The organism is Rhodobacter sp. 4.3.4, from assembly GCF_058724655.1.
Genome location: NZ_CM178967.1, coordinates 407,123 through 433,485 on the forward strand (window position 1 = coordinate 407,123; position 26,363 = coordinate 433,485).

The window sequence follows — 26,363 nt, forward strand, 5'->3', positions numbered from 1 at the left end:
GTCAATCATCCTGCGCAAAGATCAAAATCTGCGCCAGTCCGATTTCGGGGCCGGGCCAATTCGTCGCGTCTTCTCAGTCCCTTGCCAAGGCCTCGACCGGGTCGAGCCGGGCCGCGGCACGGGCGGGCAGGAAGCCGAAACTGACCCCGATCAGCGAGGAACACAGGAAGGCCAGTGCCGCTACCGGCACCGAGAAGGACAGTTGCATGGTGTTTTGCAAGGCATTGAAGGCCGAGCCCGCCGCCAGCGCCAGCGCCACGCCCAAAAGCCCGCCCAGCAGACAGATCAGCACCGCCTCGATCAGGAATTGCGCCACGATATCGGAGCGCCGCGCGCCCACCGCCACCCGCACGCCGATTTCCGCGGTGCGTTCGGTGACCGAAACGAGCATGATGTTCATCACCCCGATGCCGCCCACCACCAGCGAAATCAGCGCGATGGCGGCGACCAGAATGGTCATCGTCTGCGTCGTCTGGGTGATCGTGTTGCGGATCGTGTCGGCGTTTTGCAAGAAGAAATCCTTCTTGCCGTGGCGCTGCTCGATCAGCGCGGAAATCTGCCCCTCGGCATCGGCCATGCTCACCGTATCGGCCACTTTCACCGCGATCGAATTGATCGTGTTCGAGCCGGTGATCCGCACCGCGGCGGTGGTGAAGGGGGTGAAGACGCGCACCTGCGTCGGGCCGAAGCCGGAGCTGGTCGCCTCGACCCGGCCGATGATGCGCAAGGGCACCTTGCCGATCAGGATCGTCTTGCCCAGCACCGAACCGCCCTCGGGGAAGAAGGCCTTATAGGCCTCGGCATCCAGCACGGCCACCTGTGCGCGGGCCTCGATCATCGCCGGATCGATCAGCATGCCCTCGCGCAGGGTGAAGCCGCCGACATCGAAATAGCCCGCCGAGACCCCGCGCAGGGAAACCGGAGTGGTGATGGCGCCCAATGTCGCGGATTTCTGCGTGTTGATCTCGGGGCTGACCGAGGCGGCAAAGGGTTGTGCCGCCAGCGCCACCGCATCGGCCACGACAAGGGTGCGGATGCGGCTGGCCATGCGGTCGCCAAAGCCGGAGCCGGGGCGGATGGTGATGGTGTTGGTGCCCAGCGCCGAGATGCCCGAGAGCACCTTTTCCTGACTGCCCTTGCCCAGCGCCACGACGGACACCACCGAGGCGATGCCGATGATGATGCCCAGCATGGTCAGAAAGCTGCGCAGCCGATGCGCGGCAAGGGCCTTGAGCGCCATCCGCGCCGCTTCGCCAAGGCGCCCGACAAAGGCGCCGGGACGGCTGCCCGCGACCGCCGGGCGGTCGAGCACCGCGGCCACGGTCTCGGGCGGGCCGGGGCGGCTGTCCGAAAGGATCGCGCCATCGCGGATCTGGATGATCCGGCTGGCCCGGGCGGCAACATCGGGATCGTGGGTGATCACCACGATCGTATGGCCGCGCCGGTGCAGGTCGTCGAAAAGATGCAATAGCTCGGTGCCCGAGACGCTGTCCAGCGCGCCGGTGGGCTCGTCGGCCAGGATCACCTCGCCGCCATTCATCAGCGCGCGCGCAACCGAGACCCGCTGCTGCTGCCCGCCTGAAAGCTGCGACGGGCGATTGTACAGCCGGTTGCCAAGGCCAAGCCGGGTCAGCAGCGCCTCGGCGCGGGGCTGGCGGCTGGCCGCCTCGGCGCCCGCGTAAATCGCCGGAATTTCGACGTTGCCCACCGCCGAAAGCGCGCCAAGCAACTGATAGCGCTGAAAGATGAAGCCGAAATGCTCGCGGCGCAGCTTTGCCAGCGCGTCATTGTCCAGCCCGCTCACATCCTGCCCATCATAGGCATAGCTGCCGCGCGTCGGGTGATCGAGACAGCCGATCAGGTTCATCAGCGTCGATTTGCCGGAGCCGGACGCGCCGATGATTGCGACGTAATCGCCGCGCCAGATATCCAGGTCGATGCCCTTGAGCACCGGGACCGCCTCGTCGCCGATCACGTAATCCTTGCCGATGCCGCGCAGGCGAATGATCGGCGCGTCCATCTCAGAACCCCATCATCGGCGGCCGGTTGCGGCGGCCGGTGTCGGAATTCGCCGCCGAGATCGAGGGCAGCACCACCGCCTCGCCCTCGGTCAGCCCCGAGGTCACCTCGGCCAGCGTGTCGGTCATCATGCCGACGCTGATCTGCCGCGGTGTGCTTTGCCCCGTGGCGGGGTCGTAGACCGCCACCTCGGCCTTGCCGCCCGAAAGGCGCGGGATCGTCGTCACCGGCACCGTCAGCACGTTCTTGCGGGCCTCCAGCGTGATCGTCACCTCGGCCGACATGCCGATGCGCAGGATGCCCTCGGGGTTTTCGACATCAAGGAGCGCGTTGTAATAGATCGCCTCGTCGGTATCGATCGTGTCCGAGGTCTCGATGCTGGCGGGCGCCGGTTCCAGCGCCCGCAGGGTTGCAGCAAAGGCTTTCGTCAGCGAGGAATTCAGCGTGAATTCCGCCGCTTGCCCCGGTTTCACCGCCACCACATCGGCTTCGGAAATCTCCGCCTTGACCACCATCCGGTCGAGCTCGGCCAGTTTCACGATCGTCGGGCTGGAGGTGTTGGCGTTCAGCGTCGTGCCCTCTTCCGAAACGATCGCCACCACCGTCCCCGAGATCGGCGCCGAAATCCGCGTCCGCGCCAGCTCGGTCTGCGCGGAGCTGAGCGTCACCTGCGCCTCGTCGAGCTGCGCTTTCAGCCCGTCAAGCTCGGCCTTCGCCACATCCAGCGTGGCCTCGGCGGTTTCGCGGGTCTGGTCGGAACTCAGCGCCTTGGAATTCAGCGTCGTCTGCCGGGTCAGCGACAGTTCCGCCACCCGGATCGCGGCCTCCTTGGCCCGGATCTGCGCCTGCAGCTGCTTGAGCGCGGCCTCGGCGCGGGCGACATCGGCGCGCTGGTCGGAGCTGTCGATCTGGGCGATCAGATCGCCCTTTTGCACCCGGTCGCCCAAGGCCACGGCCAGCGTCTGCAGCTGCCCCGAGACCTGCGCGCCGACCGAGACCAGTTGCGCCGCCTCGATCGTGCCCGAGGCCAGAACCGTCTTTGACAGATCGGCGCGGGCGACGGGGGCGGTCAGCGGCGCCTGCGGCTCTTCGGCGGTGCCAAAGGTCCAGACCGCCCCTCCGGCCGCTGCCAGCATCAGCACGAGAGAGAGGGCAATCAGGTGTCTTTTTCGCATCGGTCCCGGTCCAGTCGACGCCGTCATGGCAATCTGAGGTCTCTACGCAGGAGATAGCGGTTTCCGGCGTTTGTCATCGGCACGGACCCCGCGCCGGGACGCCAATCACGGGATCGTGCGCAAGATCTCCCCGCTCTCTCCCTTCCCGGGTCACGCTTTGGCCGCAATGGCGGACAAGACTGGCCGCGCCAACCGGAATGGAGACCCACATGGCACGCAAACTCCTGGCACTGATCGCGAAATGGCGGTCGTCCGAAGATGCGGTCTTTGCGACCCGGCTGTCGCTTCTGGCCGAAGGGGTCGCGCCGGGGCGGCTGCACGGGCCGCTGTCGCCCTTCCGCTTCGTGGCGCAGCGCCGCGACCTCTGATCAGAAATCGATCGTCACGCCGGGCAGGTTCAGATCGCGCACCAGATCGCGCAGTTCCTGCCGCGCCGCGATGTTCGAGATGTTCAGGTTCTCGACCCCCAGATCGCGCAGATCAAGCAGCGTCATGCCGCGCGGGAACAGTTCGCGGAAGATCACCCGTTCCGAAAACCCGGGCGCGACGCGGAAGCCGATGCGCTTCGAGAGCTGCTCCAGCGCCTCGCCGACCTTGCGCTTGTTATGCGCCTGTTGCGAGCTCATCCGGTTGCGCAGCACCAGCCAGTCGATCGGCTTCAGCCCCGCCCGCGCCCGCAGCTGCCGCGCCGACCAGACCATTTCCGAATAGATCGAGGGGCCGGTGACCTTCGAGGTCTCGGGGTCGATCCGCGCCAGAAGGTCGAAATCGATGAAACTGTCATTGAGCGGCGTGATCAGCGTATCGGCCAGCGAATGCGCCACCTGGCTGAGGCGGGTATGCGAGCCGGGGCAGTCGATCACCACGAAATCGCAGACCGGGTCCAGCTCGGCCACGACCGAGGACAACCGGTGGTCATAGGGGTTCTCGCCGGGGGCAAGCGTCGCGGCATCGGCCTCGGGCAGTTCGCGGTATTCGGGCGAGGGCAGGTCCAGCCCCTCGCGCGCCAGGAAGGCCAGCCGGTTCTCGACATAGCGGCCGAAGGAGCGCTGCCGCAGGTCGAGGTCAAGCGCGCCGACCTTCTTGCCCATGCGCGCCAGAGCGGTGGCCACATGCATGCAGGTGGTGGATTTGCCCGAGCCGCCCTTTTCATTGCCGACAACGATGATATGCGCCAAGTCAACACCCCGTTCAGCGGCCCTTCATCGGGCCTTCGCGTTTATAGGACGCTCCGGCTACCGAAGGAAGCGCGCAGGTGCAAGGGGGGAGGCGCAAAGGGTTTGAGCGGTCGCCGGGGTGTTTCGCCTCGGCGGACGCCGAGGCGACCCGCGGGGAGCTTCGCCCCCCCGCACCCCCCAGCGTATTTTGCCAAGGAAAAGGGGGCGGAGCCGCCTCCGGCGTGTTGCCCTGCGCCGCGCAAACAAAAGGGCGCCCGAAGGCGCCCTTTCGCAACAGTCACGCGGCAGCTCAGAAGCCGAGGCCGGCGTATTTGTTCTTGAACTTCGACACGCGGCCGCCGGTGTCCATCAGCTTGGCCGAACCGCCGGTCCAGGCCGGGTGCGCCAGCGGATCGATGTCGAGCGCCATCGTGTCGCCTTCCTTGCCCCAGGTGGACTTGGTCAGATATTCCGAGCCGTCGGTCATCTTGACGGTGATGAAGTGGTAATTCGGGTGGGTATCGGCTTTCATCGTCCCGCTCCTTATTCGGCTTTGGCTTTGTAGTTGGTGACTTCGGCGATCCGAGCCGATTTGCCGCGACGCGAACGCAGGTAGTAGAGTTTCGCACGACGGACGCGACCGCGACGCACCACTTCGATGCTGTCGATGTTGGTCGAGTAGAGCGGGAACACGCGTTCCACGCCTTCGCCGAACGAGATCTTGCGCACGGTGAACGAGGCCGCGATGGTCGAGCCGCCCTTGCGGGCGATGCAGACGCCTTCATACATCTGCACGCGCGAGCGGGTGCCTTCGGTCACCTTGTAGCCGACGCGCACGGTGTCGCCAGCCTTGAAGTCGGGGATGGTCTTGCCGAGGGCGGCGATCTGTTCCGCCTCGAGTTGCGCGATCAGGTTCATCGCAAATCCTTTCGTTGCTTGCGGTTATGTCCGCAAAGGTGTCGCCGCCCGAGAGCTCCGGTCTTCGCCCGGGTCCGCGCCTGTGGCCAGGGGCGCCCGCCGGAGGATCGTTCGTCCTGTTCAAGCCCCGTCCAAGGCCCCATGCTGTGATCGAAGAAGACCGCCGCAGGCAAAGGAGAAGGGTCCGAGAGCCGATTCCGGCCCGGACCCGCGCGGCATACGGGGAAACGGGCTGCGGATCAAGGGGGAAGTGGCGCGCGCGCTCATGTCCTCTCCTTCAGCCAGCGGCGCAGCCGCCCGCGCGCGTTGGCGTAAGGCGAGGCCGAGTTGAACTGGATCATCCGGCCTTTCGTCCATTTGCCATACCATGGCCGCCCGTAAAGCTCGTCCTCCGACCGCGCCGCCACCGCACGCATCAGTCCGGCCTGCGCCCGGGATAGGCGCAACAGCAGCTCCGGCCAGTCCAGAGCGTGATGATCACGGTAGAATTTCTGTGCCAGGGCGCCCAGCTGGTTCCATTGAAAGCCGGTTTCGGGGAAATCGGCCGTCTCGCCGCGGTCATCCCGGTCGAGCCATTTCAGAACAAGCTCGTTCCAGCCGATCAGATAGCCGATCAGATCCGCCGGAGACATCACCGATCCGGCAACATGGCCCGCCATCGACAGCTCTCGCGCCCGCTCCGGCGGAACCCTCGCGCACTCCTGCATCAGCTTGTCGAAGCTTGTCGCAATGGCGCTCAGCAGCTCCGCCTTTGATCCGGGGACGGCCATCGAAATCGCTCCTTGTCACCGCGCAAGACTATGCGGCTCAAACCGGAGGGACAATGGCGGGCCACTTCATCTTGCCTCAAATACCTCGGGGGTCCGGGGGCGGAGCCCCCGGTGGGTCGCCTCGGCGCAGCCGAGGCGAAATCACTTGCCGAACTTCTCCCATAAATCCGGCCGCCGTTCCCGGGTCAAAGCCTCGCTCTGCGCCCGCCGCCATTCCGCGATCTTCTTGTGATTGCCCGACATCAGCACCTCGGGAATCGCCCGGCCCTGCCACTCGGCAGGCCGCGTATATTGCGGATGTTCCAGAAGCCCGTTCGAATGGCTTTCCTCGGTGGCGCTCTCAGAGTTGCCCAAGACCCCCTCGCGCAGCCGCACCGTGGCGTCGATCACCACCTGCGCCGCGATCTCGCCGCCGGTCAGCACGAAATCGCCAATCGAGACCTCTTCGACGCCATAGGCTTCCAGCACCCGCTCATCCACGCCCTCGAACCGCCCGCAGAGGATCGTCACCCCCTGCGCCGCGGCCAGCCGCCGGGCGTGGCCTTGCGTGAAGGGCTTGCCGCGGGGCGACATGTAGATCACTGGCCAGTCGGCGCGATCGGCGGGCGTGCCCGCCGCCGCATGATCGAGCGCCGCCGCCACCACATCGGCGCGCAGCACCATTCCGGCGCCGCCGCCCGCAGGCGTGTCATCGACGTTGCGATGCTTGCCCAGACCGAAGGGCCGCAGGTCGATGGGTTCCAGCCGCCACAACCCGGCATCCAGCGCCTTTCCGGTCAGGCTCAGCCCCAGAACCCCCGGAAAAGCCTCGGGAAACAGCGTCACGATCTTCGCCGTCCAGACCCCCGCGACGGTCTCGACCTCGGCCATCAGATCGCGCGGCATCACCTTGCCCGACAGCGCGGTCACCGCCGCCCGCCGTCCGTGCGAGCGCGCGGGCGCGACCTCGGGCGTCTCGGCCTCGACCAGCTCCGCCGTCGTCAGCTTCAGCGCGCCCTTGCGCGGCGGCGGCGGGATGTCTTGCGGATCGCTCATGCCTCGTCCTTCTCGCTTGTCGTTTCACGCTCCGCCGCGGCCAGAAGCGCCCGTTTCGCCGCCGCCAGCGCCTCCTCGCCTAGCCCTTGCCGGTTCAGCTGCAACAGCGCCTCGGTCACCGCGCGCGGCGGCGCGACATTGCGGCGACCGACCGGCCGAAACGCCGCGCGTTGCGCGGGCGTCAGGCGCAGAAAATCAAGAAACGGCTGCCCGGCGCCAAAGGGCAGGCCATCAAACTCCGAGACATCCTGCGTCACCAGCCCTATCCCCATCAGATCGCGGTGCAGCATAGCCAGCTGCTCCCGCAGCGTCACCCGGTTCATCCGGCTGCGGAAGCTCTCCAGATCCTCGGTAAAGGGGATCATCTGATCTTTGCGGATCTGATGCGCCCAAAGGCTCTCGACCCAGGGCCCCTGCGCGCGGGTGGACAGATAGGGCGTCACCTGCACCGGCCAGTCGAAAGCGTCGAACCCGGCGATCAGGGCGCGGATGATCGCCGCCGCATCGGGGTAGGGGGCAGGCGTCAGCCCCCGCGGCATCGGGCCAAGCAGGTTTTCCGACGAAATCAGGATCCGCCGTTTCGGCCCCAGCGCCATCGTGCCCAGAAAATCCCGCATCGCCGCGGTGATCGCCGCCAGCGAGCCGCCATCGCGGTTGTAGTGATGCGCAAAGACCGCCCCTTCCACGGCGCGGATCCGGCCGGGCAGCACCAAGGCCGCCCGCGGCCAGATCAATTCGCGGTTTTCCTGCAGAAAAAGCTGCGCCGAGGAGGTCCCGGTCTTGTGCAGCCCGAGATGCAGGAAGACCTGCATCAGTCCAGTTCCTCGGGCGGGTCAGCGATGATCCGTCCCGCGGTCAGATCGACGGTGGGCACCACGGCGCGGGTGAAGGGCAGCATCAGCGTTGTCTTGCGTCCGGGCACATGCACCTCAAGGATATCGCCCGCGCCGAAATCCAGCACGGCGCGAACGGTGCCGATCAGCGCGCCGCCGGTGTCATGCACCGGCAGGCCGATCAGATCGGCGTGGTAGAATTCGTCATCGGGCAGATGCGGCAGCCGGTCCCGATCCGCCCAGAGCGTCGCGCCTTTCAGCGCATCGGCCTCTTCTTTCGTGGCGATGCCGGAGAGCCGTGCGCCAAGGCCGCCCGTCACCGGACGGGTCAGCCTGACGGTGAAGCTGCGGGCGCCGTCCTCGGAAAAAAGCGGGCCATAGGCGGCAATGTCGGTGGGTTCGGCGCAGAAGCTTTTCAGCCGCACCTCGCCCTTGACGCCGAAGCCTCCGGCGATGGCGCCGACGCAGACACGATCGGTTTTCGACATGATCCCTCCGAAAGACGACAGGCCGGACATCGCTGCCCGGCCCGCATGAAACCCCGAAACCGGGAAACCGAAGATTATTCTTCGGTCTTGGCGGCCTTGGCGGCTTTTTCCTCGGCGCGTTTCTTGGCTTTCGCGCCCGGCTCGGCCTTCTTCATGTTGGCGCGCTCGGCTTTCGGCATCGCCCCGGCCGCTTCCAGGAAGCGGGCGACGCGGTCGGTCGGCTGCGCGCCCTGGGCGAGCCAGTATTGCACGCGCTCCATGTTCATCTTGACGCGGTCTTCGCTGTCCTTGGCCAGAAGCGGGTTGTAGGTGCCCAGCTTCTCCAGGAAGCGGCCGTCGCGCGGCATGCGCGAATCGGACGCGACGATCGCGTAATGCGGACGTTTCTTGGAACCGCCACGGGCGAGACGGATTTTCATGGCCATGCTATTTCTCCTTCAGATGGCTGTGAGCGGGTCTTGCGGACCCATCATTTCTGGAACGAGGTGTGATGCCGGATCACTTCCGAAATCACGAAAGACAGGAATTTGCGGGCGAATTCGGGGTCGAGATCGGCCTCGGTCGCCAGTTGTTGCAGACGTTCGATCTGCTGCGCCTCGCGCGCGGGGTCGGAGGGCGGCAGGTCATGTTCGGCCTTGAGCTTGCCCACCGCCTGGGTGCGCTTGAACCGTTCGGCCAGCGTGTAGACGATGATCGCATCCAGCCGGTCGATCGAGGCGCGGTGTTCGCGCAGCAGTTCGGCGGCGCGGGCGGTGGCATCGCTCATGCCAGATCCTCCGGTTTGCGGTGGCGGTAAACCAGCACGGGCTTGTCTTCGACGCGCTTCGCCGCGGGATCAAGGGCGGCGCCCAGACGTTCGGCCAGCCGGATCGAGCGGGCATTCTCCGGGTCGATATAGCTGACCGCGGTCGACCATTTCAGCCTGCCGAAGGCGTGATCGAGGGTGGCTTTCGCCGCCTCGGCCATCAGGCCCTTGCCCTCGTGGTCCTCCGACCAGAGCGTCCAGCCGATTTCATATTCCGGCCAGTTGATCGGCGCCCAGGGGCCGGCCATGCCAAGGGCCGCATCGCTGTCATGGGTGGTGATGACGAAGCTGCCCCAGCCGCGCATCACCCAATGGCCGATCACGCCCGACCAGGCCCGCCAGGCCAGCGCCTCGTCGGGTTCGGCGACAGAGCGGATGAAACGGCTGCGCTCGGACAGGAAAAAGCTCCGCCAGGCCGCGAAATCGCGCCCGGCCGGTGCGCGCAGCACCAGTCGAGAGGTCTCGATCACCGGCGTGGGGGAAAGGGCGACCATCTTACTTTTTCTTGCCCATGTTCAGGCCGGCAAGGCCCGGCGGCAGTTTCAGCCCGCCCAGCCCGGGCATCGCCCCCGGCAGACCCTTCATCGAGGCCATCGCCTTGGCGGCTTCCTCCATCTTCGCCGGGTCCATCTCGTCCTTGCCGGGCAGGCCGCCGAACTTGCCCTGCATCGCGGCCATTGCCTGTTTCAGCATGCCGCCCTTCATGTTGCCCAGCTTCTTCATCGTGTCGGCCATCTGCCGGTGCATCTTCAGAAGCTTGTTCAGATCGGCGACATCCACGCCCGCCCCCGCGGCCACGCGGCGCTTGCGGCTGGCCTGCAGCAGCTCGGGATGGGCGCGTTCCTTTTTCGTCATCGCATTGATCATCGCGATCTGACGGCGGATGGTGCGATCGTCGAACCCGGCTTCCTCGGCCTGTTTCGCCATCTTGCCCATGCCGGGCATCATGCTCATCACGCCCTGCATGCCGCCCATCTTCTGCATCTGCTCAAGCTGGGATTTCATGTCGTTGAGGTTGAACAGACCCTTCTGGAACCGGCGCATCATGCGCTCGGCCTGTTCCTTTTCAAAGACTTCCTGCGCGCGCTCGACCAGGGCGACGATATCGCCCATGCCCAGGATGCGCCCCGCGATCCGCGACGCCTCGAAGGTTTCGAGCGCATCCATCTTTTCGCCCAGACCGACGAAGCGGATCGGCTTGCCGGTGGTGGCGCGCATCGACAGCGCCGCACCGCCGCGGCCGTCGCCGTCCATCCGGGTCAGCACGACGCCGGTGATGCCGATCTTGTCGTCGAATTCCTGCGCCACCTCGACCGCGACCTGACCGGTCAGCCCGTCAACGACCAGCAGCGTTTCGCGCGGCGAGACCGCATCACGGACCTGCTGCACCTCGCCCATCAGGGTTTCGTCGATATGCAGACGGCCCGCGGTATCCAGCAGGTAAACGTCATAGCCGCCCATCGCGGCCTGGGTCTTGGCGCGCTTGGCGATCTGCACCGCGCTCTCGCCGGGCACGATCGGCAGCGTGTCGACGCCGATCTGCGTGCCCAGAATCGCCAGCTGCTCCATCGCGGCCGGGCGGTAAATGTCGAGCGACGCCATCAGAACGCGCTTCTTCTCGCGCTCCTTCAGACGGCGGGCCAGTTTCGCGGTGGTGGTGGTCTTGCCGCCACCCTGCAGGCCGACCATCAGGATCGGCGCGGGCGGGTTGTCGATCTTCAGCGCATCGGCCGCATCCTCGCCCGAGAGCATGGCGACGATTTCATCATGGACGATCTTGACGACCTGCTGACCCGGGGTGATCGATTTCGTCACCTGCGCGCCGGTGGCTTTCGCCTCGACCTTCTTGACGAATTCCCGCACCACCGGCAGCGAGACATCGGCTTCCAGCAGCGCGGTGCGCACTTCACGCATCGCCACCTTGACGTCTTCGGCCGTCAGCGCGCCCTGTTTCGTCAGCCGCTCGAACACCCCGCCAAGGCGTTCGGAAAGAGACTCGAACATCGTGCCCTCCTGCGCCGCGATGCGGCCGATCAACGACAAGCGCACCAGTGGGCGCAACGCGCTGACTGGTGGCGATCCTTGCACCCGCAAGGACCGGAGGAACCGAACCTCCGGGGAATCTGGTGTGAGTTACGCGAAAACCCCGGGGGAGTCAACGTCAAGCCGGGGCAGGGCCTGGCGCTTGCCGGCCCGCGGCGAAGTGCGTAATTGCATTTCCAAACAATTTACAGATGCTTCAAAAATGTTTGTTCATGGGTGCACAAATGCGCTTCGAGAACTGGGACGAGATCCGGACCGCTTATCAGGTCGCCCGGATGGGAACGGTGTCAGGGGCTGCGGAGGTTCTGGGGGTGCATCACGCCACCGTGATCCGCCATGTCGATGCGCTTGAGGCGCGTCTTGGCACCAAACTGTTTCAACGCCATCCGCGCGGATATACGCCCACCGAGGCCGGGCAGCAGCTGCTGGCCGTCGGTCAGGCGACCGAGGATCAGTTCGCGCAGCTGGCCGCCCGGATTGCCGGGGCGGGCGAGGAAATGCGCGGCGAGCTGATCCTCACCTCGCTGCCCGCGCTGGCGGCGCTGGTGATGCCGGCAATGGCGGAACTGATGCGGGCGCATCCGGCGCTGGTGCTGCGCTACATCACCGATCCGCGGGTGTTCCGGCTGGAATATGGCGAGGCGCATGTGGCGATCCGCGCTGGGGCCCGGCCGACCGAGCCCGACAATGTGGTGAGCCAGCTGGGCGTGAACCGGACCGCGCTTTATGCGGCGCCGGACTATATCGAGCGGCACGGGCGGCCGAAGGGGCCGAACGATCTGGCCGGGCATCGCTTCATCGGGCCGGACAGCCGCGAAAGCCGGGCGCCGTATTTCCGCTGGCTGGCGGGGCAGGTGCCGCCCGAGGCGATGGTGTTCATGGCCAATGAGATGGCCTCGCAGCAGGCGGCGATCGAGGCGGGGCTGGGGCTTGGCTTCCTGCCGGTGCTGCAGGGCCGGGCGATTCCGCGGCTGGTCGAGGTGGTGGCGCCGATGCCGGACTGGGACAGCCCGTTCTGGCTGGTGACCCATGTCGATCTGCACCGCACGCCAAAAGTACAGGCGGCGCTGAAAGCGCTGCGCGCGGCGGCGGTGCGGCTCGACCCGGGGGTCTGAACCAGATCCCCGGTCTCAGGCCTGCGCGGCCTTCGGCGCGGTCGGATGCGGCTTGATATGTTCGCGCACCGCCGCAAAGGCCCATTGCACCGTCAGACCGCCCAGGATCAGCACGGTATCCTGCCAGAACCCGCCCGGATGCGAGGCCTTCACCGCTTGGGAAAAGATCGCCAGCACCGTGCCGAGCGCGAACACCTGCAGCCCCTGCTTGCCCATGGTGCGGATCGGTTTCATCACCCGCGAGGCGGCAATCGACGGCACCAGCCAGGGCAGCGACAGGATATAGGCCAGCGCGAGGAAATGCGTCAGCCGCGGCCCCGAGACATAGGTCTTGTCGAAATCGACAAGGAAGCGGGGCACGTCATATTGCAGGATCGTCCAGATCACATGGCCGAACTGCGCCTGCAGATCCGGCGATTGCGCCCAGAACGCACAGAAGACCAGCCAGATCACCGCGGGCACGATCAGCGCCTTCCAGACCGGCACGAAACGCTCGCCCCGGCGCAGGAACAGCCCGGTCAGGATGCCCAGCGAAAACAGCAGCTGCCACGAGAACGGGTTGAAGAACCAGCCGCCGTCAAACGGATAATTCGGCAGATCCAGCCCGAACCATCCCGCGAGGGCCCAAAGCCCGATGGTAAAGGCCAAAAGCCCCATCGGTTTTCTCTGCCCCAATCGGATCAGGAACGGCGCCCAGAGCAGCAGTACCGCATACATCGGCAGGATGTTCACATAGCCCAGCTGGTGTCCCAGCGTCGCGATGCCGACAAGGAAGGCGAGGGGGGTCTCGGTCAGCGGGCCGAAGGCGTTGTGCTTGAGCATCTCGCCGCCGCCGAACCACAGCGTCGCCCCGGCGGCAATCGCGATCGCCCAGGCCGAGATGAAGATATGCACGAGATAGAGCAACCACGCCCGGCCCCAGCATTTGCGGATGCCGGGCCAGTTCAGCCCGTCCTTGATCTTCGGCCCGTAAGCCAGCGCCGCGGCGCAGCCCGACATGAAGACGAAGCCCTCGGCGGCGTCGGACAGGCCGTAATTGCGCGAGGTCAGGTTCTCGTAGAACGTCCCCGGCACGTGGTTCATGTAGATCATCACGAGGCTGACGCCCCGGAAGAAATCCAGCCGGGGGTCGCGGGCGCCGCTGGCAAGCGGCACGTGGGGGTGATCAGCCATGATGCGCGGACAACTCTTTCTTCGGTTGCCGCGGGTCTTGTTCCTGTTCGGTCTCGGCGTCAAGTGCCCAGCGATTGAGCACTTCGTCATGCAGCTTCACCACCGCCGGTTTCGCATATTCGCTGGGAACCCCCATCAGCCGCGACCGCGAGGGCCGCGAGGACCAGGACAGGATCAGCGGGGCGAAGACCATCGGCAGGCCGACGGGCAAGAGCCAGAGCAGCAGGCCGGGGGCGAAAAACCACGTCGTCATAAGGCCGACAAGGCCGATGGTGACGATCCAATGCGAGGCGGCGAAGCTGTCCTTGAGGCTCAGCGTGCCGTCGCCGCGGTTGTTGGTGGGCCAGCCACCGTCGCGGCCCATCACCACCTGCAGCACCGAGCGGGTCGAATACATCAGCAAGACGGGGGCGGTGATCGAGGACAGCGCCAGTTCCGACAGCGTCGAGGCGAAGGCCAGGATCGGCCCCCCGAAACCTTTTGCCGCACCCGTCAGCGCCATCCGCGTGGCGATCAGCACCTTGGGCAGGAACAGCAGACCGAAGATGCCGATGGCCAGGCTGATCGCCTTGGAGGCTTCGGACGGCGGGAAATAGGGAATCGGCCAGTAGGGGGTCGGGAAGTAATCCGGCGGCGGCGCCAGCAACGGCGCAGCGATCGAGGCCAGGATGAAACCGACCCAGAACAGAGGCGCGATATAGGCCATGATCCCTTGCGAGAAGACGAAGCGCGACCACAGCCGCAGGCCCGGGGCACCGATGATCCGGCTGTGCTGCAGGTTGCCCTGACACCAGCGCCGGTCGCGCTTGGCGTGATCGACGATGTTTTCCGGGCCTTCCTCGTAGCTGCCGCCCAGATCGTCATCAAGCCGCACGATCCAGCCCGCGCGCGCCAGCAGCGCGGCTTCGACGTAATCGTGGCTCATCACGTGGCCGCCGAAGGGCGGCTTGCCCTTGAGCGCGGGCAGGCCGCAGCTTTCGGCAAAGGCGCGGGTGCGCACGATGGCATTGTGGCCCCAGAACGGGCCGGTTTCGCCCTGCACCATCGCCAGACCACGGGCGAAGATAGGCGAGAAGAAGGCGGCGGCAAATTGCATCGCCCGGCCAAAGCGCGACCGCGCGCGGATCACCTTGGGCAGGGTCTGCAACAGCCCCAGTCGCGGCTCCGCCTCCATCCGGCGGATCATCTGCAGAATGGTCTCGCCTTCCATCAGGCTGTCGGCGTCAAGGATCACGGCGTAATCATAGGCGCCACCCGAGCGGGTGATGAAATCCTCGATATTGCCGGCCTTCTTGCCGGTGTTCTGCTCGCGACGGCGATAGAAGAAGCGGCCCACCGCGTTGCGCTCGGCCACCAGCCGGGCGAAGATCAGCTTCTCGCGCGCCGCGATCAGGTCATTGCGGGTGTCGGACAGAACGGCGAAATGCACCGATGCCGCATCGCCCGTGGCCGCCAGCGAGGCATCCATCGCGGCGATCCGGGCAAAGGTCACCAGCGGATCTTCGTTATAGACCGGGACCAGAACCACGGTGCGGCCCTTGATCGGTGCTTTCGGATCGTATTTCGGCGGCCTTGCGCGGCTGGTCAGGCCGATCAACGCGACCGTGGCCCCCAGCGCCAGCCATTGCGTCGAAATCAGGATCAAGACCGCCCGCGTCACGTCCAGCGCGTCGATCCCGTCGACCGAGCCGAACTGCAGAAACAGGATGAAGGCGCCAATCCCCGCGATCAGGCTGAAGGCGATGGCAAGAAAACGCAGGGCATAAAGCCCTGCGAGCGATGCGAGCGAGCGCGCCATGATCTCAGTGGCCGGAGCCGGCATGCGCGGCCTGCAGGTGCAGACCGGTCAGCAGGCGACGGATCAGCCCGCTTTGCGGCTCGATCACCTGATGCGGCATCGCCATCGGCGCCACCGGCAGGGCACAGGGCCCGGCAATCAGCGCATCGGGCGTCAGAACGGCTTCTGACGCGAGCGCAGTGAGAGAGGAGGTGTGCGCGGTCATGCGTGGATCCATTGATAGAGCCAGGTTTCGGTCAGCTTGCGACCATATCCAGCGATATGGGCAGCCAGTTCGACTGTGTCACCCCCGGTCGGCTTCACATCCATGACAAGACGCCAGATTCCGTCGGTGGTGTTGCGGGACAGCACTTTCGTCACGATCTCGCCGTTCCAGGCATTGGCGACGATGGTCAGGTTCTCGGCCTCGTCATGGCCAAGGCTGTCCATCAGCCCGCCGACGAAATCGATCACGAACTTGCGCGTGCCATCGGTATTCTGCACGCCCGAAACCCCACCCTCGCCGGTGCGGGTTTCCTTGACATGGGCGCGGTCGTCGAAATCGTCGAATTCCAGATCGCCCCAGCGCAGCCGATAGCTGAACTCGCGGCTTTCGCCCGCCTTCGCCGGCGCGTCGGGGATCCAGAAGGCGACGATGTTGTCGTTCACCTCCAGATCCGACGGGATCTCGACCAGGCGGATCACGCCCTTGCCCCAGTCGCCGATCGGCTCGACCACGCAGGAGGGGCGTTTTTCGTAATGCGCGGCATCGTCCTGATAATGGTCGAATTCGCGATCGCGCTGGTAAAGCCCAAAGGATTTCGGCGCGGTTTCCGAGAAATAGGACGACGCCAGCCGCGACGGATTCGCCAGCGGCCGCCACAGGATGTCGCCATCGGCGCGCACGATGCCCAGCCCGTCGCTGTCATGCACTTTCGGGCGGTAATCGTCGAAATCCTTGCGGTTGCGTTCCGAGAACAGGAACATCGAGGTCAGCGGCGCGATGCCCAGCTGCTGCACGTCCGAGCGGAAGAACAGACGCGCGGTCACATCCATCACCGTCTCGAAGCCGGGGCGGATGACGAACTGATAGGCGCCGGTCAGCGAGGCGCTTTCCAGCGCCGCCCAGATCGTGATCGTCTCGCCGCCCGGCTCGGGGCGCTGGATCCAGAACCGGGTGAAGCGCGGGAATTCCTCGGCCACCGAGAGGCCGGTGTTCACCGCCAGGCCGCGCGCCGACAGACCATAGGCCGAGTTGCGGCCAAGGGCGCGGAAATAGGAGGCGCCCTGAAATGCCACCAGCTCGTCGAAGACATCGGGGCGGTTGAGCGGCGTGTGCAGGCGGAAGCCCGCAACGCCCGGCAGCGCCACATGCAGCGGAACCTTGTCGCGGCTTTCGCGCTCATAGATGAAATCGTCGGTGTCAAAGCCCATCGGCAGGGTCTGCCCGCCGATCACCTCGTTCAGCAGAACGGGTTCCTTGAACAGCCAGCCCATGTGGAAGGCATGCAGCTGGAAATGCGTCCGCTCGACATCGGCAAAGCGGGCCTTGGCCGGATCGAAGCGGATCAGCCGGTAGAGGTCATAGGTGAGCTGGTTGAGGAAGCTGTCGGGCAGCACCATCGGCGCATCGGGACCGGCACCGGCCAGCGCGCGCATTTCCTCGGCGAGCGTGTCGAAGCTGAAGGGTTTTTGCGGCGGCGCAGCGGGCACGTCGATCGGCGCGGGCGGGGTGGTTTCCTGCGCATGGGCACTGCGCGGCACGGCCCCCGTCCCGGCAAGGATCGCAGCCGAGGAGAGCGTCACCAGAAGGTGGCGGCGGGTCATCATCATGGAGGCTTTGTTCCGGCTGGAGGGCATCTGTTTTCTATGCAAAGTCAGATAGTTCCAGAGGCCGCTCTGGGGCGCCTCCGTTTGCCGTTTCTATAGCCACAGTGCTTAAAAACTGGCAAGAGAGTTTGCGTAACAGATGTGTCAAATGGGCGCCGTCCCGCCGGTTTCGGCGCAAAGTTGCGCAACTTCCCGCGCATCCGTCAGGAAGTTGCGCATTCTGCGCAGGCAAAGCGGATTTTTCCGATTTCGATACATGTTTTAGACGGTTTGAGCCGGTTTTTCCGCAGCTGCAAATGGTGGCCGTCCGGTCCGGGGCGGGGGTGAGTCGCGCCGCTTTGGCATGGTCGTTGCGGACCCGCCGCGCAGCCCGCATGCCAGGGGGGCCGAATTTCCGGCGCGGCTTCGGTACGAGCCTTGCCGCAACGGTCCGCGCTGGTTAAACGACACCAAACAGCCGGAGGGACGCATGGAGCAACTTGACCTGACCGGAAGCATTTTCGGCATTCTGTCGGTGATGATCTTCCTTGGTGCCTATGGGCTTGTGGTGATGGAAGAAAGCACCCACATGCGCAAGTCGAAGCCGGTGATGCTGGCGGCCGGGCTGATCTGGATGCTGATCGGCATCGCCTATGCCCGCGCCGGCCTTTCGGATCTGGCGCATGAAAAGGCCACCCATATCGTCGAGGAATATGGCGAGCTGTTCCTGTTCCTGCTGGTGGCGATCACCTATGTCAACACGCTCGAGGAGCGCCGGGTCTTTGATGCGCTTCGGGCGAAACTGGTGGGCATGGGACTGAGCTATCGCAAGCTGTTCTGGCTGACCGGGATCATCGCCTTCTTCCTGTCGGGCATTCTGGACAACCTGACCACCGCGCTGGTGATGGGAACGGTGGTGGTCGCGGTCGGGCGCGCGGCGCCGAAATTCGTGATGATCGGCTGCATCTCGATCGTCGTCGCGGCGAATGCGGGCGGCGCCTTCACCCCCTTTGGCGACATCACCACGCTGATGGTCTGGCAAAAGGGCGTGATCGAGTTCTTCGAATTCTTCGTGCTGTTCCTTCCCGCGCTGGTGAACTGGCTGGTGCCTGCGGCGATCATGTCGCTGGCGATCCCGAACGAGATCCCCGCCCGGACCAGGGACAACGCTAAGATGAAACCCGGCGGGGCGATGGTGATCGTGCTGTTCGGCCTGACCATCGGATCTGCGATCAGTTTCAAGAACTTCCTGCATCTGCCCCCGGCGATGGGGATGATGCTGGGGCTCGGCTATCTGCAGATCTATTCCTATTTCCTGACCCGCAACGGCCGGCGCCGGCAGAATACCGAGCTGGTTCTGGACAGTTTCAAGCAGTTCGAACGGGTGGAATGGGACACGCTGCTGTTCTTCTTCGGCATCATCTTCGCCGTTGGCGGGCTGGGGGTTCTGGGCTATCTCGACATGCTGTCGGCGGCGCTTTACGACGGGCTTGGCGCGACCGCGGCGAATGTCATCCTGGGCATGATGTCGGCGGTGGTCGACAATATCCCGCTGATGTTTGCCGTGCTGACGATGGAACCCGATATGAGCCACGGCCAATGGCTGCTGATCACGCTGACCTGCGGCGTCGGCGGCTCGCTTTTGTCGATCGGCTCGGCGGCCGGGGTGGCGCTGATGGGGCAGGCGCGGGGGCATTACACCTTTTCGGGGCATCTGAAATGGAGCTGGGCGATTGCGCTGGGCTATTTCGCCGCGATCGGCGTGCATCTGCTGCTGAATGCGCATCTCTTTGATGTCATGGCCCGCCCGCTCTGATCGGCTCTGCAGGAAACCGGGCCCGGGACGCGCGTCCCGGGCCTTTTTCTTTGCGCGCAGCGGTGGCACATATGCGTTCCATGCATGGACGCGCGCCGAAATGGCTGCTGCCCGGGCGTTGCCTTGGCTGCGCGGGCATGGTCAGTTGCGCCCGGAGGGAGCCATGTCCGAAACCCGTATCGGCGGCATTGCCGCTGCCCGTATCGCCGTCTGTGACGTCCCCCGGCCTGCGGGCGGTCGCTTCATGGGCACGATGCTGTCGGCCGATCCGCGGCAATTCGCGGCCCTTGTCGCCCCGCTTCGCGAGGGGATGCCTTCCGCAAATTTCGCCCGGATGGAGGCGGGCGCAGCGCGGCTTTGCGCTGGCCTCTCGAAGGGAATGACACGCCGCAAGTGGCCGTGGCCCGTCCTGCGCATCGGCCTTCTCGACCGCTTCTGCCTGCTGCCCCCTTTCACAACATGATGCTGACCTCGCCCGCCACGTTGCGCGCGCAGATCGACCGCCTGATCGCCGCTTTCGACGCCGTGACGGCCCAATTGCTTGAGACCTGACATGACCCATTCGCCGACCGGCTCCACTCTGCACGAAGCCGAAGATTTCCTTGCCGCCCATCCCGAGATCGAGGCTTTCGATATCGTGCTGCACGATGCCAATGGCATCGGCCGCGGCAAGATCATCCGCCGCCACGAGCTGATCGGGCTTTACAAGGGCGGGCGTCACCTGCCGATTTCGATCCTTGGCCTTGATATCGTGGGCGAAGATGTGCACGAAACCGGCCTCATTTGGGATCAAGGCGATGGCGATCTGCGCGCCTGGCCGATTCCCGGCACGCTGAAGGCGCTGCACGGCACCAACCCGCCGCGCGGCGAGGTCTTGATGAGCATGTATCATCTGGATGGCGCCGAAATGACCTCGGACCCGCGTCATGCGCTGGCCCGGCAGGTGCAGGCGATGGCGGACGAGGGGCTTTATCCGGCGGGCGCTTTCGAACTTGAATTCTTCCTGCTCGATCCCGACACCGCGCAGGGCGTGCGGCCCGCGGCGGCGGTTCTGGACGGGCGGCGCAGTGACTGGACCGAGGTCTATTCGGTCGATCACCTGCATGGGATGGAGCCGCTATTTTCCGACATCTACCGCGCCGCCGAGGCGATGGGGATCAAGGCCGAGACGGTGATTTCGGAATATGCGCCCGGGCAATATGAACTGACGCTGCATTACCGGACCGATGTGATGCAGGCCGCCGATGATCTGGTGCGATTGAAACGCATCGTCCGGCTGCAGGCGCGCAGGCATGGCGTCGTGGCCTGTTTCATGGCGAAACCGATCGAGAAATATGCGGGCTCGGGAATGCATTTCCACGTCAGCCTGTGTGACGGCACGGGCCGGAACATCTTCGCCGAGGCGGTGGAGGGGCAATGGACCGACACCATCCGCCACGCCATCGGCGGGCTGCGGCAAACCATGGGCGAATCGATGCTGGTCTTTGCCCCGCATGGCAATTCCTGGCGCCGCTTCGTTGGCCAAAGCTACGCCCCGGTCTCGCCGAGCTGGGGGGTGAACAACCGCTCGGTGGCGCTGCGCATCCCGGCCGGTGACATCAAGGCGCGGCGGATCGAGCATCGGCCCTCGGGCGTCGATGCCAACCCCTATCTGGTCGCGGCGACGATTCTGGCGGGCATCCGCCACGGGCTGAAGCATCGCATCGACCCCGGCCCGGAAACGACCGGCAACGGCTATGCGGGCGATGACAGCCTGAAGATCCCGCGCGACTGGCGCGAGGCGATCGAGGCGGCGACGGCGTCCGAGTTCCTGAAAGAGGCGCTGGGCGCGGACATGCACCGCACCTTCACCGCGATCAAGGCGGCGGAACACGGCCGCGTCGCCCGCTGGATCGCGGATGTGGATTACGCGCTCTATCTGCACAACGTCTGAGGCGCTGGGGGCTCTGCCCCCAGACCCCCGGGATATTTACGGCAAGATGAAACAAGCCGCTTTTCATCTTGCCGTAAATACCCCGGGGGGAGGCTTGCTGAAAGCAAGACGGGGGGCAGCGCCCCCCGCACAGGTCGCCAAAAGGACCGACCTCAGATCAGTCCGGCGTGTTTCATCGCCGCATCGAGCGCGGCCTTGGTCCCGTCGGTCAGTTCGGTCAGCGGCAGCCGCACCTCGGGGCTGCAGAGCCCAAGCTTCGACATCGCGTATTTCGCCCCGGCCACGCCCGGTTCCATGAAAATCGCGATATGCAGCGGCAGCAGAAGGTCCTGATATTCCAGCGCCTTCGCGTAATCGCCGCGCAGGGTGGCTTCCTGCATCTCGGCGCAAAGCTTTGGTGCGACATTCGCCGTCACCGAAATGCAGCCGACGCCGCCCATCGCGTTGAAGCCCACCGCCGTCGCATCCTCGCCCGAGAGCTGCAGGAAATCGGCGCCGCAGGTCATGCGTTGCTTCGCGACGCGGCTCAGATCGCCGGTCGCATCCTTCACGCCCACGATGCGCGGCAGCTGCGCCAGCTGGCCCATCGTCTCGGGCAGCATGTCCACGACCGAGCGGCCGGGGATGTTGTAGATGATGATCGGCAGGGTGCAGGCGTCATGCATCGCGGTGAAATGCGCCACCATGCCCCGCTGCGTCGGCTTGTTGTAATAGGGCGTCACCACCAGCGCCGCATCGGCGCCGTTCGCCTCGGCATGGCGGATCAGCTCGATCCCCTCGGCGGTGGCATTCGAGCCCGCCCCCGCGATCACCGGCACGCGCTTGGCCGCGGTTTCCACCACCACGCGCACCACTTCGTTATGTTCTTCATGGCTCAGCGTCGGGCTTTCGCCGGTGGTGCCGACCGGAACAAGGCCGTGGCTGCCCTGATCGATGTGCCAGTTCACAAGCTTCTTCAGCGTGTCCCAATCGACGGCGCCGTTTGAAAACGGCGTGACGAGTGCGGGGAAGGACCCTTTGAACATGACACGCTCCTGAGATTGAGGCGGATTCGCCTGAGTGAAAGTCGCGCGGACCATAGGCGAGGCTTTCGGTCTTGCCAACTTGTGATTGGTGGAAATCCGGCAGATTGATCCGAGATAGAGCCTTCTATCCCTGCACTTTTTGCGCTCATGTCTTCGCCCATATCAACCTTTGTATCGCGGTCTAGCTTTGTGCCTTTTCTGTTCTTCCGCGCTTTTCCCTTGCCGTCCGCGCGCGCATGATCTGCCGCGCCTCGCCCGCGTATTTGATAATCATGGCCTTGGTGTTGTGACCGCTAAAGGCCGCTATCTCGTCATCATCGCAACCGGCCCAAGCCAGTTCCATCACACCGCGATAGCGCAGGGCGTGCAGGTCATAGGCCATAAGGCCAAGGCGCTCGCGCTCCGCCCGCATAGCATCGGCCATGGCTTGATAGGTCAGCGGCCCAGATCGCCCCATGATGATCGGCGCATCATCCGAAGCATGTTCCGGCCGCGCAGCATCCAGCACCGCGCGCAAATGGTCAGAGCATGGCAGCGTCAGCTTGACGCCGGTCTTGCCCTGAACAACCTTGAGGCTATCGCCGTCATAGTCGCCCCAAGTGAACCGAAGCCAGTCGCTGGGCCTCTGCACCGTCCCTATGCCTATCTCGAACACCAGCCGCTGGAATGGCGCGGCCTCGGCCCGGAACTTGGCAATAGCCTCATCCGGCCAAGGCACATGCGGGCGCTTCCGCCCATCCTCGACCCGCAGATACCGCATGCCGCGGATAGGATTGTGCCGCATGTATCCTAGGTCGATTGCGTGCTCGATCACCACTGACATGACGATGACCGTCAGCCGCGCAAAGCTCGGCCGGTGCCGGTTCGCCTCCTGCATCGCAATCGCATCGCGCCGGGTGATCCGCGTCACGTCGCGGCTTCCGTTCTTTTCGATCAGATAGAGCAGCCCGCCTTCATACAGACGCCGCGACTTCGGGGCGAGCTTCGCCCACCGGTCAGAGCGCATGTAACTCTCAATCAGGGCCTTCCACGTTGTTTTCAGCGCATGGACCCGCCCGGATCTGATCGCCCAATATTCGCGGTCGAAGTCTTCCGTTCCGGGCTGCGCCTTGATCCGGTGATATTTGCCCTTGCGCCGCACATACCAGCGCTTGCCATCGGGCGTCCAAAGGAAGCGCTTTTCGGCGGTCTTCACCATTGCATGTCACCGCCGCCGATGGCCTCGCCCGTGGCAAGCTTGCGCAGATCGTCAACAGGCCAGCGCACCAAGCCCGGGGCAATCTCGCACGGGCGCGGCAGATGCCCAGCGTCAACCAGCCTGCGGAACTCGGCAGGCCGCATGTCCAGCAGCCGCGCCGCCGTGACCTCGGTCGCGAAAATCGGTTCCTGCCGCACGGTCATTCGGCTGCCCTCAGCGCTGCCTCATAGGTCTCCACCTGCAAGAACAGCTCTTCCTGCGCCTTCAAGGCCTCGGGCGTTGCCGCCCGTTTCTTCAGAAGCGCCTTGATCGCACCGGGGCTGTAGCCCTCGGACTTGGCCGCATCCATCCGGGTTTTCACGTCCGCCCGAAGCTCTCCGATCCGGTCGCCCAGCTCCTCCAGCCCGACCACGATTTCCAGCAATCGCCGCCCGGCGTTCTCCAAGACGGCATCGCGCACGGCCGCATCGGCCGGGGTTTCCTTGAGCTTGCGCCCTTTGCGTTCCGTCATGCCCGGTTATCCTCAAGAAAGGCCCCAAAGGCCTGATGAAGGTCGAAATCCGAAAGCCCGGCTTCGCGGCTAATCATCAACATGGCCCCGGCCAAAATCATAATCTTTGCCGAAGTCTTCGGCGGCGGATCAAGCTCTTCGATCAGACCCACCACCGCAAATGCGGTCCCGTAAATTTCATCATCCGTCATGCCACCATCCTCGCCAGATCGGCCGTGTTCATCACTGCACAGTTGTTCCACCCGAAGACCGCTTCGGCCTCACTCAGCCCCACCGCGCCGGTTGCGCCGCAGTCCCCATTCCCGCAGGCCACCACGAACACCCGCCGACCGACACCCGGCACCAGCCGGGCGCAGTCATGGCCGCAGATGGGGCACACCCGCGCTTGCACTTTGATAAGGCTCATTGCGGCAACCCCAGCGCCGAACCGCGCGCAACCGAAGCAGCAAGGACAAGGCGCACTTCGCGGGCAATCGCGATCTGTTCGCGCATCGGCCGAGACTGCACCGGCTGCGGCCATCGCATCCGCTTGCTGGCCCAGTAAGCAGCAAGCCGCCGCCCTTCCGCTGCATCTTCCAGACGCTTCGCCATGCGCCGCCGCGCCCAGCCTTCGAAGCTCTCCCAGAACTGACGCTCAACGCCGCTCATGCCGCTTCCCCCTGCTGATCGGCCGCAAGGCTTTTTTCAAGCCGGGCGAGGATTTCGGAATTGGTGCTGCGACGGTTGCGCGCGGCCGCCGCCTTCACCTGGTCGCGTAAGTCTTCCGGCCAGCGCAGTTCAGTTGCGATTTTCTTTGCCATCTTGGTGCCTCCGTGATCATAGTAACTAACTATCATTTGCCAGTAGTAGTTAGTCACTATGATTGCAACAAGTGGAAATTTGCCGCACCGATCCGAAACACCAGATTTCTTGGGGGTGTCTATGTCTGCCGCCACGCGCCATTCCTTCCCGTCAGGGCAACAAGAGCAATTCAACTTGCGCTTGCCTGATGGGATGCGCGATAGGATCAGGGTTGCAGCCGAACTCAACGGGCGCAGCATGAACGCCGAGATCGTCGCCACGCTGGAAGAAAAATACCCGGCAGCGCCTATCGAGGTTAAAGCCGTTGACGGGGTGATTGCCTACATCGCAGGCGCACCTGACAAGGATACGCGCTCGGCCCGCATTGCCGAGGTGAACGCTCGCTTCGTCGCAATGGGGTCTCTACTGCGGGTCGAAGATCAGAAAGGCGCCCTCGTCATAGTGACCGAATAGGGAGATTTTTTTGCGTTTTATTTCAGTGATTTGCTACTTGATTGCAGCAGTCAACATTAGTTCGGCCGCGCTTTGCTACTATCGCAGCGCATCGTTTGAAGCCTTTGACCGCACCGCCGACATTGCGCGCCCGATCCTGCAAGCTTACGCGCTTGGCCTCTTCCAGATGAGCGCGCTATTCGTCGCCGTCGCCGCGATACTGTGGAAACTCGGCACTCCGGCGCAGACGGAAGACTAACCCATCATCGCATCGAAGGTCGCGCCGGTCAGCGGCCCCACGACGCGCTCAGCCTCGGGCGTGCGCTGCCACCTGAGCCACGCCGCATCCATGGCGAAGATCAGCTCGACATGATGGGGCGGCAGGAAGCACCTGGACAAGCGCGCCCATGCTTCGACCTCGGAGGGCTGGATAGGCTGCGGCGTTGCCTCGCCCCACTGCCGCAGATCGGACAGGGCAGCGAAGGCTTGCCAGATCGGTTGCCCTGCCAAGGGCGGGCGCGGACGCCCACCCCGGGCAAGGTGCGTCTCAAGCGCCGCCACCAGCTGCGCCCGCAAGCGCCGGTGCGCCTTACTGCCCGCCATATTTCTGCCCCGCTATTTCGGCCACGCCCGCAAGCTTGGCGTTTGCGCAGATCCGCCCGGCCCGCTCAGCCGCCGCCGCGCGGATCAACTCGCCCTCGGTCGCGGGCACCCGCCCCGCCCATCCCGGGCAGGGCGTCACCAGATCGAGCGGCACCACGGGCACCGGATCATTGCCACACGCGGCCAGCGCCAACGCGCAGATAGTCAGACAACGGCGCATCGGCCCCTTCCCCTTCCTGCAAGGATTTATCGAGTGCGGCGGCATCATCCGCCACGGCCTTGATCTGCGCCAGCACGCGGGCGGTTTTCTGCGCCGCCTCGGCATAGGCAACCGCTCTCGCCTCTGCCGCGGCGAGCCTGCCCCGAACCGCCCGCGCATCGGCAACGGTGACCGCAAGCAGCACGGCCAGACAAGCGGCCAGCATCACCACAGCGCGCGTCATGTCAGCCCCTCGATGCAAAGCCGCCGCTCAGCCGCGCGCCGGTTGACCAAGCCGCGCACCTCCTGCAAGCGGCCATGAACGCGCGCCTTGGTCCACATCATCAGGGCATCGCAGGCGCCACGCAGATCACCGGCCCGGGCCCTGCGCGACATGCTTGACGCGCAAAACCCGGCCGTGCCGATGTTCCAAGCCGTAACCACGAACGCTGCGCGCGTCTTGTCCGGCATGACCTCGGGCAAACACGGCCGGATGCGCTTTTCGTATGCCGCCAGCTCAGCACGGGTCCACCTGTCGCACTCGGCCGCCGTCCAGCGGTCACCGATCTGCACCCCTTCTGTTTGCCCGTCGCAGCCGGTCGGAACCCCTGCAAGGTCATAATAGGCAACCAAGCTGCGTCCTTCGAGCTGCATCACAACGGGAAGTGCCAAGGCCAGCACGGCCGCCGCGCCCACCCCTGCCGCCCTACGCACGACGCAGCCGCCGA

At 65.1% G+C, this 26,363-nt stretch carries 36 protein-coding genes; 7 read left to right on the forward strand and 29 right to left on the reverse strand.

Going from position 1 to position 26,363, the window contains the following annotated elements; translation table 11 throughout:
- Positions 1-73: 73 nt before the first annotated feature.
- Complete coding sequence (locus AC4PTB_RS01975; RefSeq protein WP_492191433.1) at positions 74-2,020, reverse strand: MacB family efflux pump subunit; 1,947 nt, start codon at positions 2,018-2,020, stop codon at positions 74-76.
- A gap of 1 nt (position 2,021) precedes the next feature.
- Positions 2,022-3,194 (reverse strand): efflux RND transporter periplasmic adaptor subunit, encoded by a 1,173-nt coding sequence (locus AC4PTB_RS01980; RefSeq protein WP_492191434.1) that lies wholly within the window; start codon positions 3,192-3,194, stop codon positions 2,022-2,024.
- Between the two features lie 209 nt (positions 3,195-3,403).
- Between AC4PTB_RS01980 and AC4PTB_RS01985 the strand changes: the two genes are divergently transcribed.
- Positions 3,404-3,562, forward strand: a complete 159-nt coding sequence (locus AC4PTB_RS01985) for a hypothetical protein (RefSeq protein ID WP_492191435.1) — start codon at positions 3,404-3,406, stop codon at positions 3,560-3,562.
- Here the strand turns inward: AC4PTB_RS01985 and AC4PTB_RS01990 are convergent, their stop codons facing one another.
- From AC4PTB_RS01990 to ffh, 11 genes are all read right to left on the reverse strand, one after another.
- A complete protein-coding gene (locus AC4PTB_RS01990; RefSeq protein WP_492191436.1) occupies positions 3,563-4,372 on the reverse strand; it encodes a division plane positioning ATPase MipZ in 810 nt (269 codons plus the stop codon).
- A 289-nt stretch (positions 4,373-4,661) separates the two neighbouring features.
- Positions 4,662-4,883, reverse strand: coding sequence for a 50S ribosomal protein L31 (gene rpmE / locus AC4PTB_RS01995; RefSeq protein WP_013066106.1), 222 nt, complete (start codon positions 4,881-4,883; stop codon positions 4,662-4,664).
- 11 nt (positions 4,884-4,894) lie between these two features.
- Positions 4,895-5,269: a 50S ribosomal protein L19 gene (gene rplS, locus AC4PTB_RS02000; RefSeq protein ID WP_013066107.1), complete on the reverse strand. Its 375-nt coding sequence runs from the start codon at positions 5,267-5,269 to the stop codon at positions 4,895-4,897.
- Between the two features lie 263 nt (positions 5,270-5,532).
- Positions 5,533-6,039: a ClbS/DfsB family four-helix bundle protein gene (locus AC4PTB_RS02005; protein ID WP_492191437.1), complete on the reverse strand. Its 507-nt coding sequence runs from the start codon at positions 6,037-6,039 to the stop codon at positions 5,533-5,535.
- A gap of 141 nt (positions 6,040-6,180) precedes the next feature.
- Complete coding sequence (gene trmD, locus AC4PTB_RS02010) at positions 6,181-7,074, reverse strand: tRNA (guanosine(37)-N1)-methyltransferase TrmD (RefSeq protein ID WP_492191438.1); 894 nt, start codon at positions 7,072-7,074, stop codon at positions 6,181-6,183.
- Entirely contained in the window at positions 7,071-7,886 is an 816-nt protein-coding gene (locus AC4PTB_RS02015; protein ID WP_492191439.1) for a hypothetical protein, read from the reverse strand. Before AC4PTB_RS02015 ends, trmD begins: the two co-directional genes overlap by 4 nt.
- Positions 7,886-8,395 carry a ribosome maturation factor RimM gene (gene rimM, locus AC4PTB_RS02020; RefSeq protein WP_492191440.1) on the reverse strand — a complete coding sequence of 170 codons (510 nt, stop codon included), beginning with the start codon at positions 8,393-8,395 and terminating at the stop codon, positions 7,886-7,888. Before rimM ends, AC4PTB_RS02015 begins: the two co-directional genes overlap by 1 nt.
- 74 nt (positions 8,396-8,469) lie before the next feature.
- On the reverse strand, positions 8,470-8,820 hold the full coding sequence (gene rpsP, locus AC4PTB_RS02025) for a 30S ribosomal protein S16 (RefSeq protein WP_055211875.1): 351 nt from the start codon (positions 8,818-8,820) through the stop codon (positions 8,470-8,472).
- A 44-nt stretch (positions 8,821-8,864) separates the two neighbouring features.
- Positions 8,865-9,161, reverse strand: coding sequence for a chorismate mutase (locus AC4PTB_RS02030; protein ID WP_492191441.1), 297 nt, complete (start codon positions 9,159-9,161; stop codon positions 8,865-8,867).
- A complete protein-coding gene (locus AC4PTB_RS02035; protein WP_492191442.1) occupies positions 9,158-9,694 on the reverse strand; it encodes a GNAT family N-acetyltransferase in 537 nt (178 codons plus the stop codon). Before AC4PTB_RS02035 ends, AC4PTB_RS02030 begins: the two co-directional genes overlap by 4 nt.
- A 1-nt stretch (position 9,695) precedes the next feature.
- On the reverse strand, positions 9,696-11,204 hold the full coding sequence (gene ffh / locus AC4PTB_RS02040) for a signal recognition particle protein (protein WP_492191443.1): 1,509 nt from the start codon (positions 11,202-11,204) through the stop codon (positions 9,696-9,698).
- 263 nt (positions 11,205-11,467) lie between these two features.
- Here ffh and AC4PTB_RS02045 point away from each other — a divergent pair, with 263 nt between their 5' ends.
- Entirely contained in the window at positions 11,468-12,358 is an 891-nt protein-coding gene (locus AC4PTB_RS02045) for a LysR family transcriptional regulator (protein WP_492192575.1), read from the forward strand.
- 15 nt (positions 12,359-12,373) lie between these two features.
- Here AC4PTB_RS02045 and AC4PTB_RS02050 read toward each other — a convergent pair whose 3' ends face one another.
- Genes AC4PTB_RS02050 through AC4PTB_RS02065 form a run of 4 tightly spaced genes read right to left on the reverse strand, consistent with a single transcriptional unit; the run spans position 12,374 to position 17,135 of the window.
- Complete coding sequence (locus AC4PTB_RS02050) at positions 12,374-13,531, reverse strand: OpgC family protein (RefSeq protein WP_492191444.1); 1,158 nt, start codon at positions 13,529-13,531, stop codon at positions 12,374-12,376.
- The gene (gene mdoH / locus AC4PTB_RS02055) at positions 13,524-15,329 is read right to left on the reverse strand and encodes a glucans biosynthesis glucosyltransferase MdoH (protein ID WP_492191445.1); all 1,806 of its coding nucleotides are present in this window, start codon (positions 15,327-15,329) and stop codon (positions 13,524-13,526) included. Before mdoH ends, AC4PTB_RS02050 begins: the two co-directional genes overlap by 8 nt.
- Positions 15,330-15,333: 4 nt before the next feature.
- A complete protein-coding gene (locus AC4PTB_RS02060; RefSeq protein WP_492191446.1) occupies positions 15,334-15,534 on the reverse strand; it encodes a hypothetical protein in 201 nt (66 codons plus the stop codon).
- On the reverse strand, positions 15,531-17,135 hold the full coding sequence (locus AC4PTB_RS02065; RefSeq protein ID WP_492192576.1) for an OpgD/OpgG family glucan biosynthesis protein: 1,605 nt from the start codon (positions 17,133-17,135) through the stop codon (positions 15,531-15,533). The genes AC4PTB_RS02060 and AC4PTB_RS02065 overlap by 4 nt, the downstream gene beginning before the upstream one ends.
- Before the next feature lie 472 nt (positions 17,136-17,607).
- Here AC4PTB_RS02065 and nhaD point away from each other — a divergent pair, with 472 nt between their 5' ends.
- The 3 genes from nhaD (at position 17,608) to AC4PTB_RS02080 (ending at position 20,866) form a co-directional block, all read left to right on the forward strand.
- Positions 17,608-18,933, forward strand: coding sequence for a sodium:proton antiporter NhaD (gene nhaD / locus AC4PTB_RS02070; protein ID WP_492191447.1), 1,326 nt, complete (start codon positions 17,608-17,610; stop codon positions 18,931-18,933).
- Positions 18,934-19,033: 100 nt separating this feature from the next.
- Positions 19,034-19,396, forward strand: a complete 363-nt coding sequence (locus AC4PTB_RS02075) for a hypothetical protein (protein WP_492191448.1) — start codon at positions 19,034-19,036, stop codon at positions 19,394-19,396.
- Positions 19,397-19,486: 90 nt separating this feature from the next.
- Entirely contained in the window at positions 19,487-20,866 is a 1,380-nt protein-coding gene (locus tag AC4PTB_RS02080; protein WP_492191449.1) for a glutamine synthetase family protein, read from the forward strand.
- A gap of 152 nt (positions 20,867-21,018) precedes the next feature.
- On the opposite strand, the gene dapA is transcribed toward AC4PTB_RS02080, so the two are convergent.
- From dapA to AC4PTB_RS02120, 8 genes are all read right to left on the reverse strand, one after another.
- Positions 21,019-21,891, reverse strand: coding sequence for a 4-hydroxy-tetrahydrodipicolinate synthase (gene dapA, locus AC4PTB_RS02085; protein ID WP_492191450.1), 873 nt, complete (start codon positions 21,889-21,891; stop codon positions 21,019-21,021).
- A gap of 181 nt (positions 21,892-22,072) precedes the next feature.
- A complete protein-coding gene (locus AC4PTB_RS02090; RefSeq protein WP_492191451.1) occupies positions 22,073-23,032 on the reverse strand; it encodes a tyrosine-type recombinase/integrase in 960 nt (319 codons plus the stop codon).
- A 50-nt stretch (positions 23,033-23,082) separates the two neighbouring features.
- Entirely contained in the window at positions 23,083-23,292 is a 210-nt protein-coding gene (locus tag AC4PTB_RS02095; protein ID WP_492191452.1) for a hypothetical protein, read from the reverse strand.
- Positions 23,289-23,600 carry a GapR family DNA-binding domain-containing protein gene (locus tag AC4PTB_RS02100; protein WP_492191453.1) on the reverse strand — a complete coding sequence of 104 codons (312 nt, stop codon included), beginning with the start codon at positions 23,598-23,600 and terminating at the stop codon, positions 23,289-23,291. Before AC4PTB_RS02100 ends, AC4PTB_RS02095 begins: the two co-directional genes overlap by 4 nt.
- Complete coding sequence (locus AC4PTB_RS02105) at positions 23,597-23,791, reverse strand: hypothetical protein (protein WP_492191454.1); 195 nt, start codon at positions 23,789-23,791, stop codon at positions 23,597-23,599. Before AC4PTB_RS02105 ends, AC4PTB_RS02100 begins: the two co-directional genes overlap by 4 nt.
- Entirely contained in the window at positions 23,788-23,979 is a 192-nt protein-coding gene (locus tag AC4PTB_RS02110; protein WP_492191455.1) for a hypothetical protein, read from the reverse strand. Before AC4PTB_RS02110 ends, AC4PTB_RS02105 begins: the two co-directional genes overlap by 4 nt.
- A gap of 23 nt (positions 23,980-24,002) precedes the next feature.
- Complete coding sequence (locus tag AC4PTB_RS02115) at positions 24,003-24,248, reverse strand: hypothetical protein (protein ID WP_492191456.1); 246 nt, start codon at positions 24,246-24,248, stop codon at positions 24,003-24,005.
- On the reverse strand, positions 24,245-24,400 hold the full coding sequence (locus AC4PTB_RS02120; RefSeq protein ID WP_492191457.1) for an Arc family DNA-binding protein: 156 nt from the start codon (positions 24,398-24,400) through the stop codon (positions 24,245-24,247). Before AC4PTB_RS02120 ends, AC4PTB_RS02115 begins: the two co-directional genes overlap by 4 nt.
- A gap of 121 nt (positions 24,401-24,521) precedes the next feature.
- On the opposite strand from AC4PTB_RS02120, the gene AC4PTB_RS02125 reads away from it, so the two are divergent.
- Both AC4PTB_RS02125 and AC4PTB_RS02130 read left to right on the forward strand, forming a co-directional pair.
- Positions 24,522-24,854: an Arc family DNA-binding protein gene (locus AC4PTB_RS02125; RefSeq protein WP_492191458.1), complete on the forward strand. Its 333-nt coding sequence runs from the start codon at positions 24,522-24,524 to the stop codon at positions 24,852-24,854.
- A 10-nt stretch (positions 24,855-24,864) separates the two neighbouring features.
- Positions 24,865-25,092, forward strand: a complete 228-nt coding sequence (locus tag AC4PTB_RS02130; protein WP_492191459.1) for a hypothetical protein — start codon at positions 24,865-24,867, stop codon at positions 25,090-25,092.
- On the opposite strand, the gene AC4PTB_RS02135 is transcribed toward AC4PTB_RS02130, so the two are convergent.
- Genes AC4PTB_RS02135 through AC4PTB_RS02150 form a run of 4 tightly spaced genes read right to left on the reverse strand, consistent with a single transcriptional unit; the run spans position 25,089 to position 26,289 of the window.
- Positions 25,089-25,436 (reverse strand): phage tail assembly chaperone, encoded by a 348-nt coding sequence (locus tag AC4PTB_RS02135; protein ID WP_492191460.1) that lies wholly within the window; start codon positions 25,434-25,436, stop codon positions 25,089-25,091. The two genes, AC4PTB_RS02130 and AC4PTB_RS02135, sit on opposite strands and share 4 nt — an antisense overlap.
- Positions 25,423-25,629: a hypothetical protein gene (locus AC4PTB_RS02140; protein WP_492191461.1), complete on the reverse strand. Its 207-nt coding sequence runs from the start codon at positions 25,627-25,629 to the stop codon at positions 25,423-25,425. Before AC4PTB_RS02140 ends, AC4PTB_RS02135 begins: the two co-directional genes overlap by 14 nt.
- Complete coding sequence (locus AC4PTB_RS02145) at positions 25,604-25,879, reverse strand: hypothetical protein (protein WP_492191462.1); 276 nt, start codon at positions 25,877-25,879, stop codon at positions 25,604-25,606. Before AC4PTB_RS02145 ends, AC4PTB_RS02140 begins: the two co-directional genes overlap by 26 nt.
- Positions 25,876-26,289, reverse strand: coding sequence for a lysozyme (locus AC4PTB_RS02150; protein WP_492191463.1), 414 nt, complete (start codon positions 26,287-26,289; stop codon positions 25,876-25,878). The genes AC4PTB_RS02145 and AC4PTB_RS02150 overlap by 4 nt, the downstream gene beginning before the upstream one ends.
- Between the last annotated feature and the right edge of the window lie 74 nt (positions 26,290-26,363).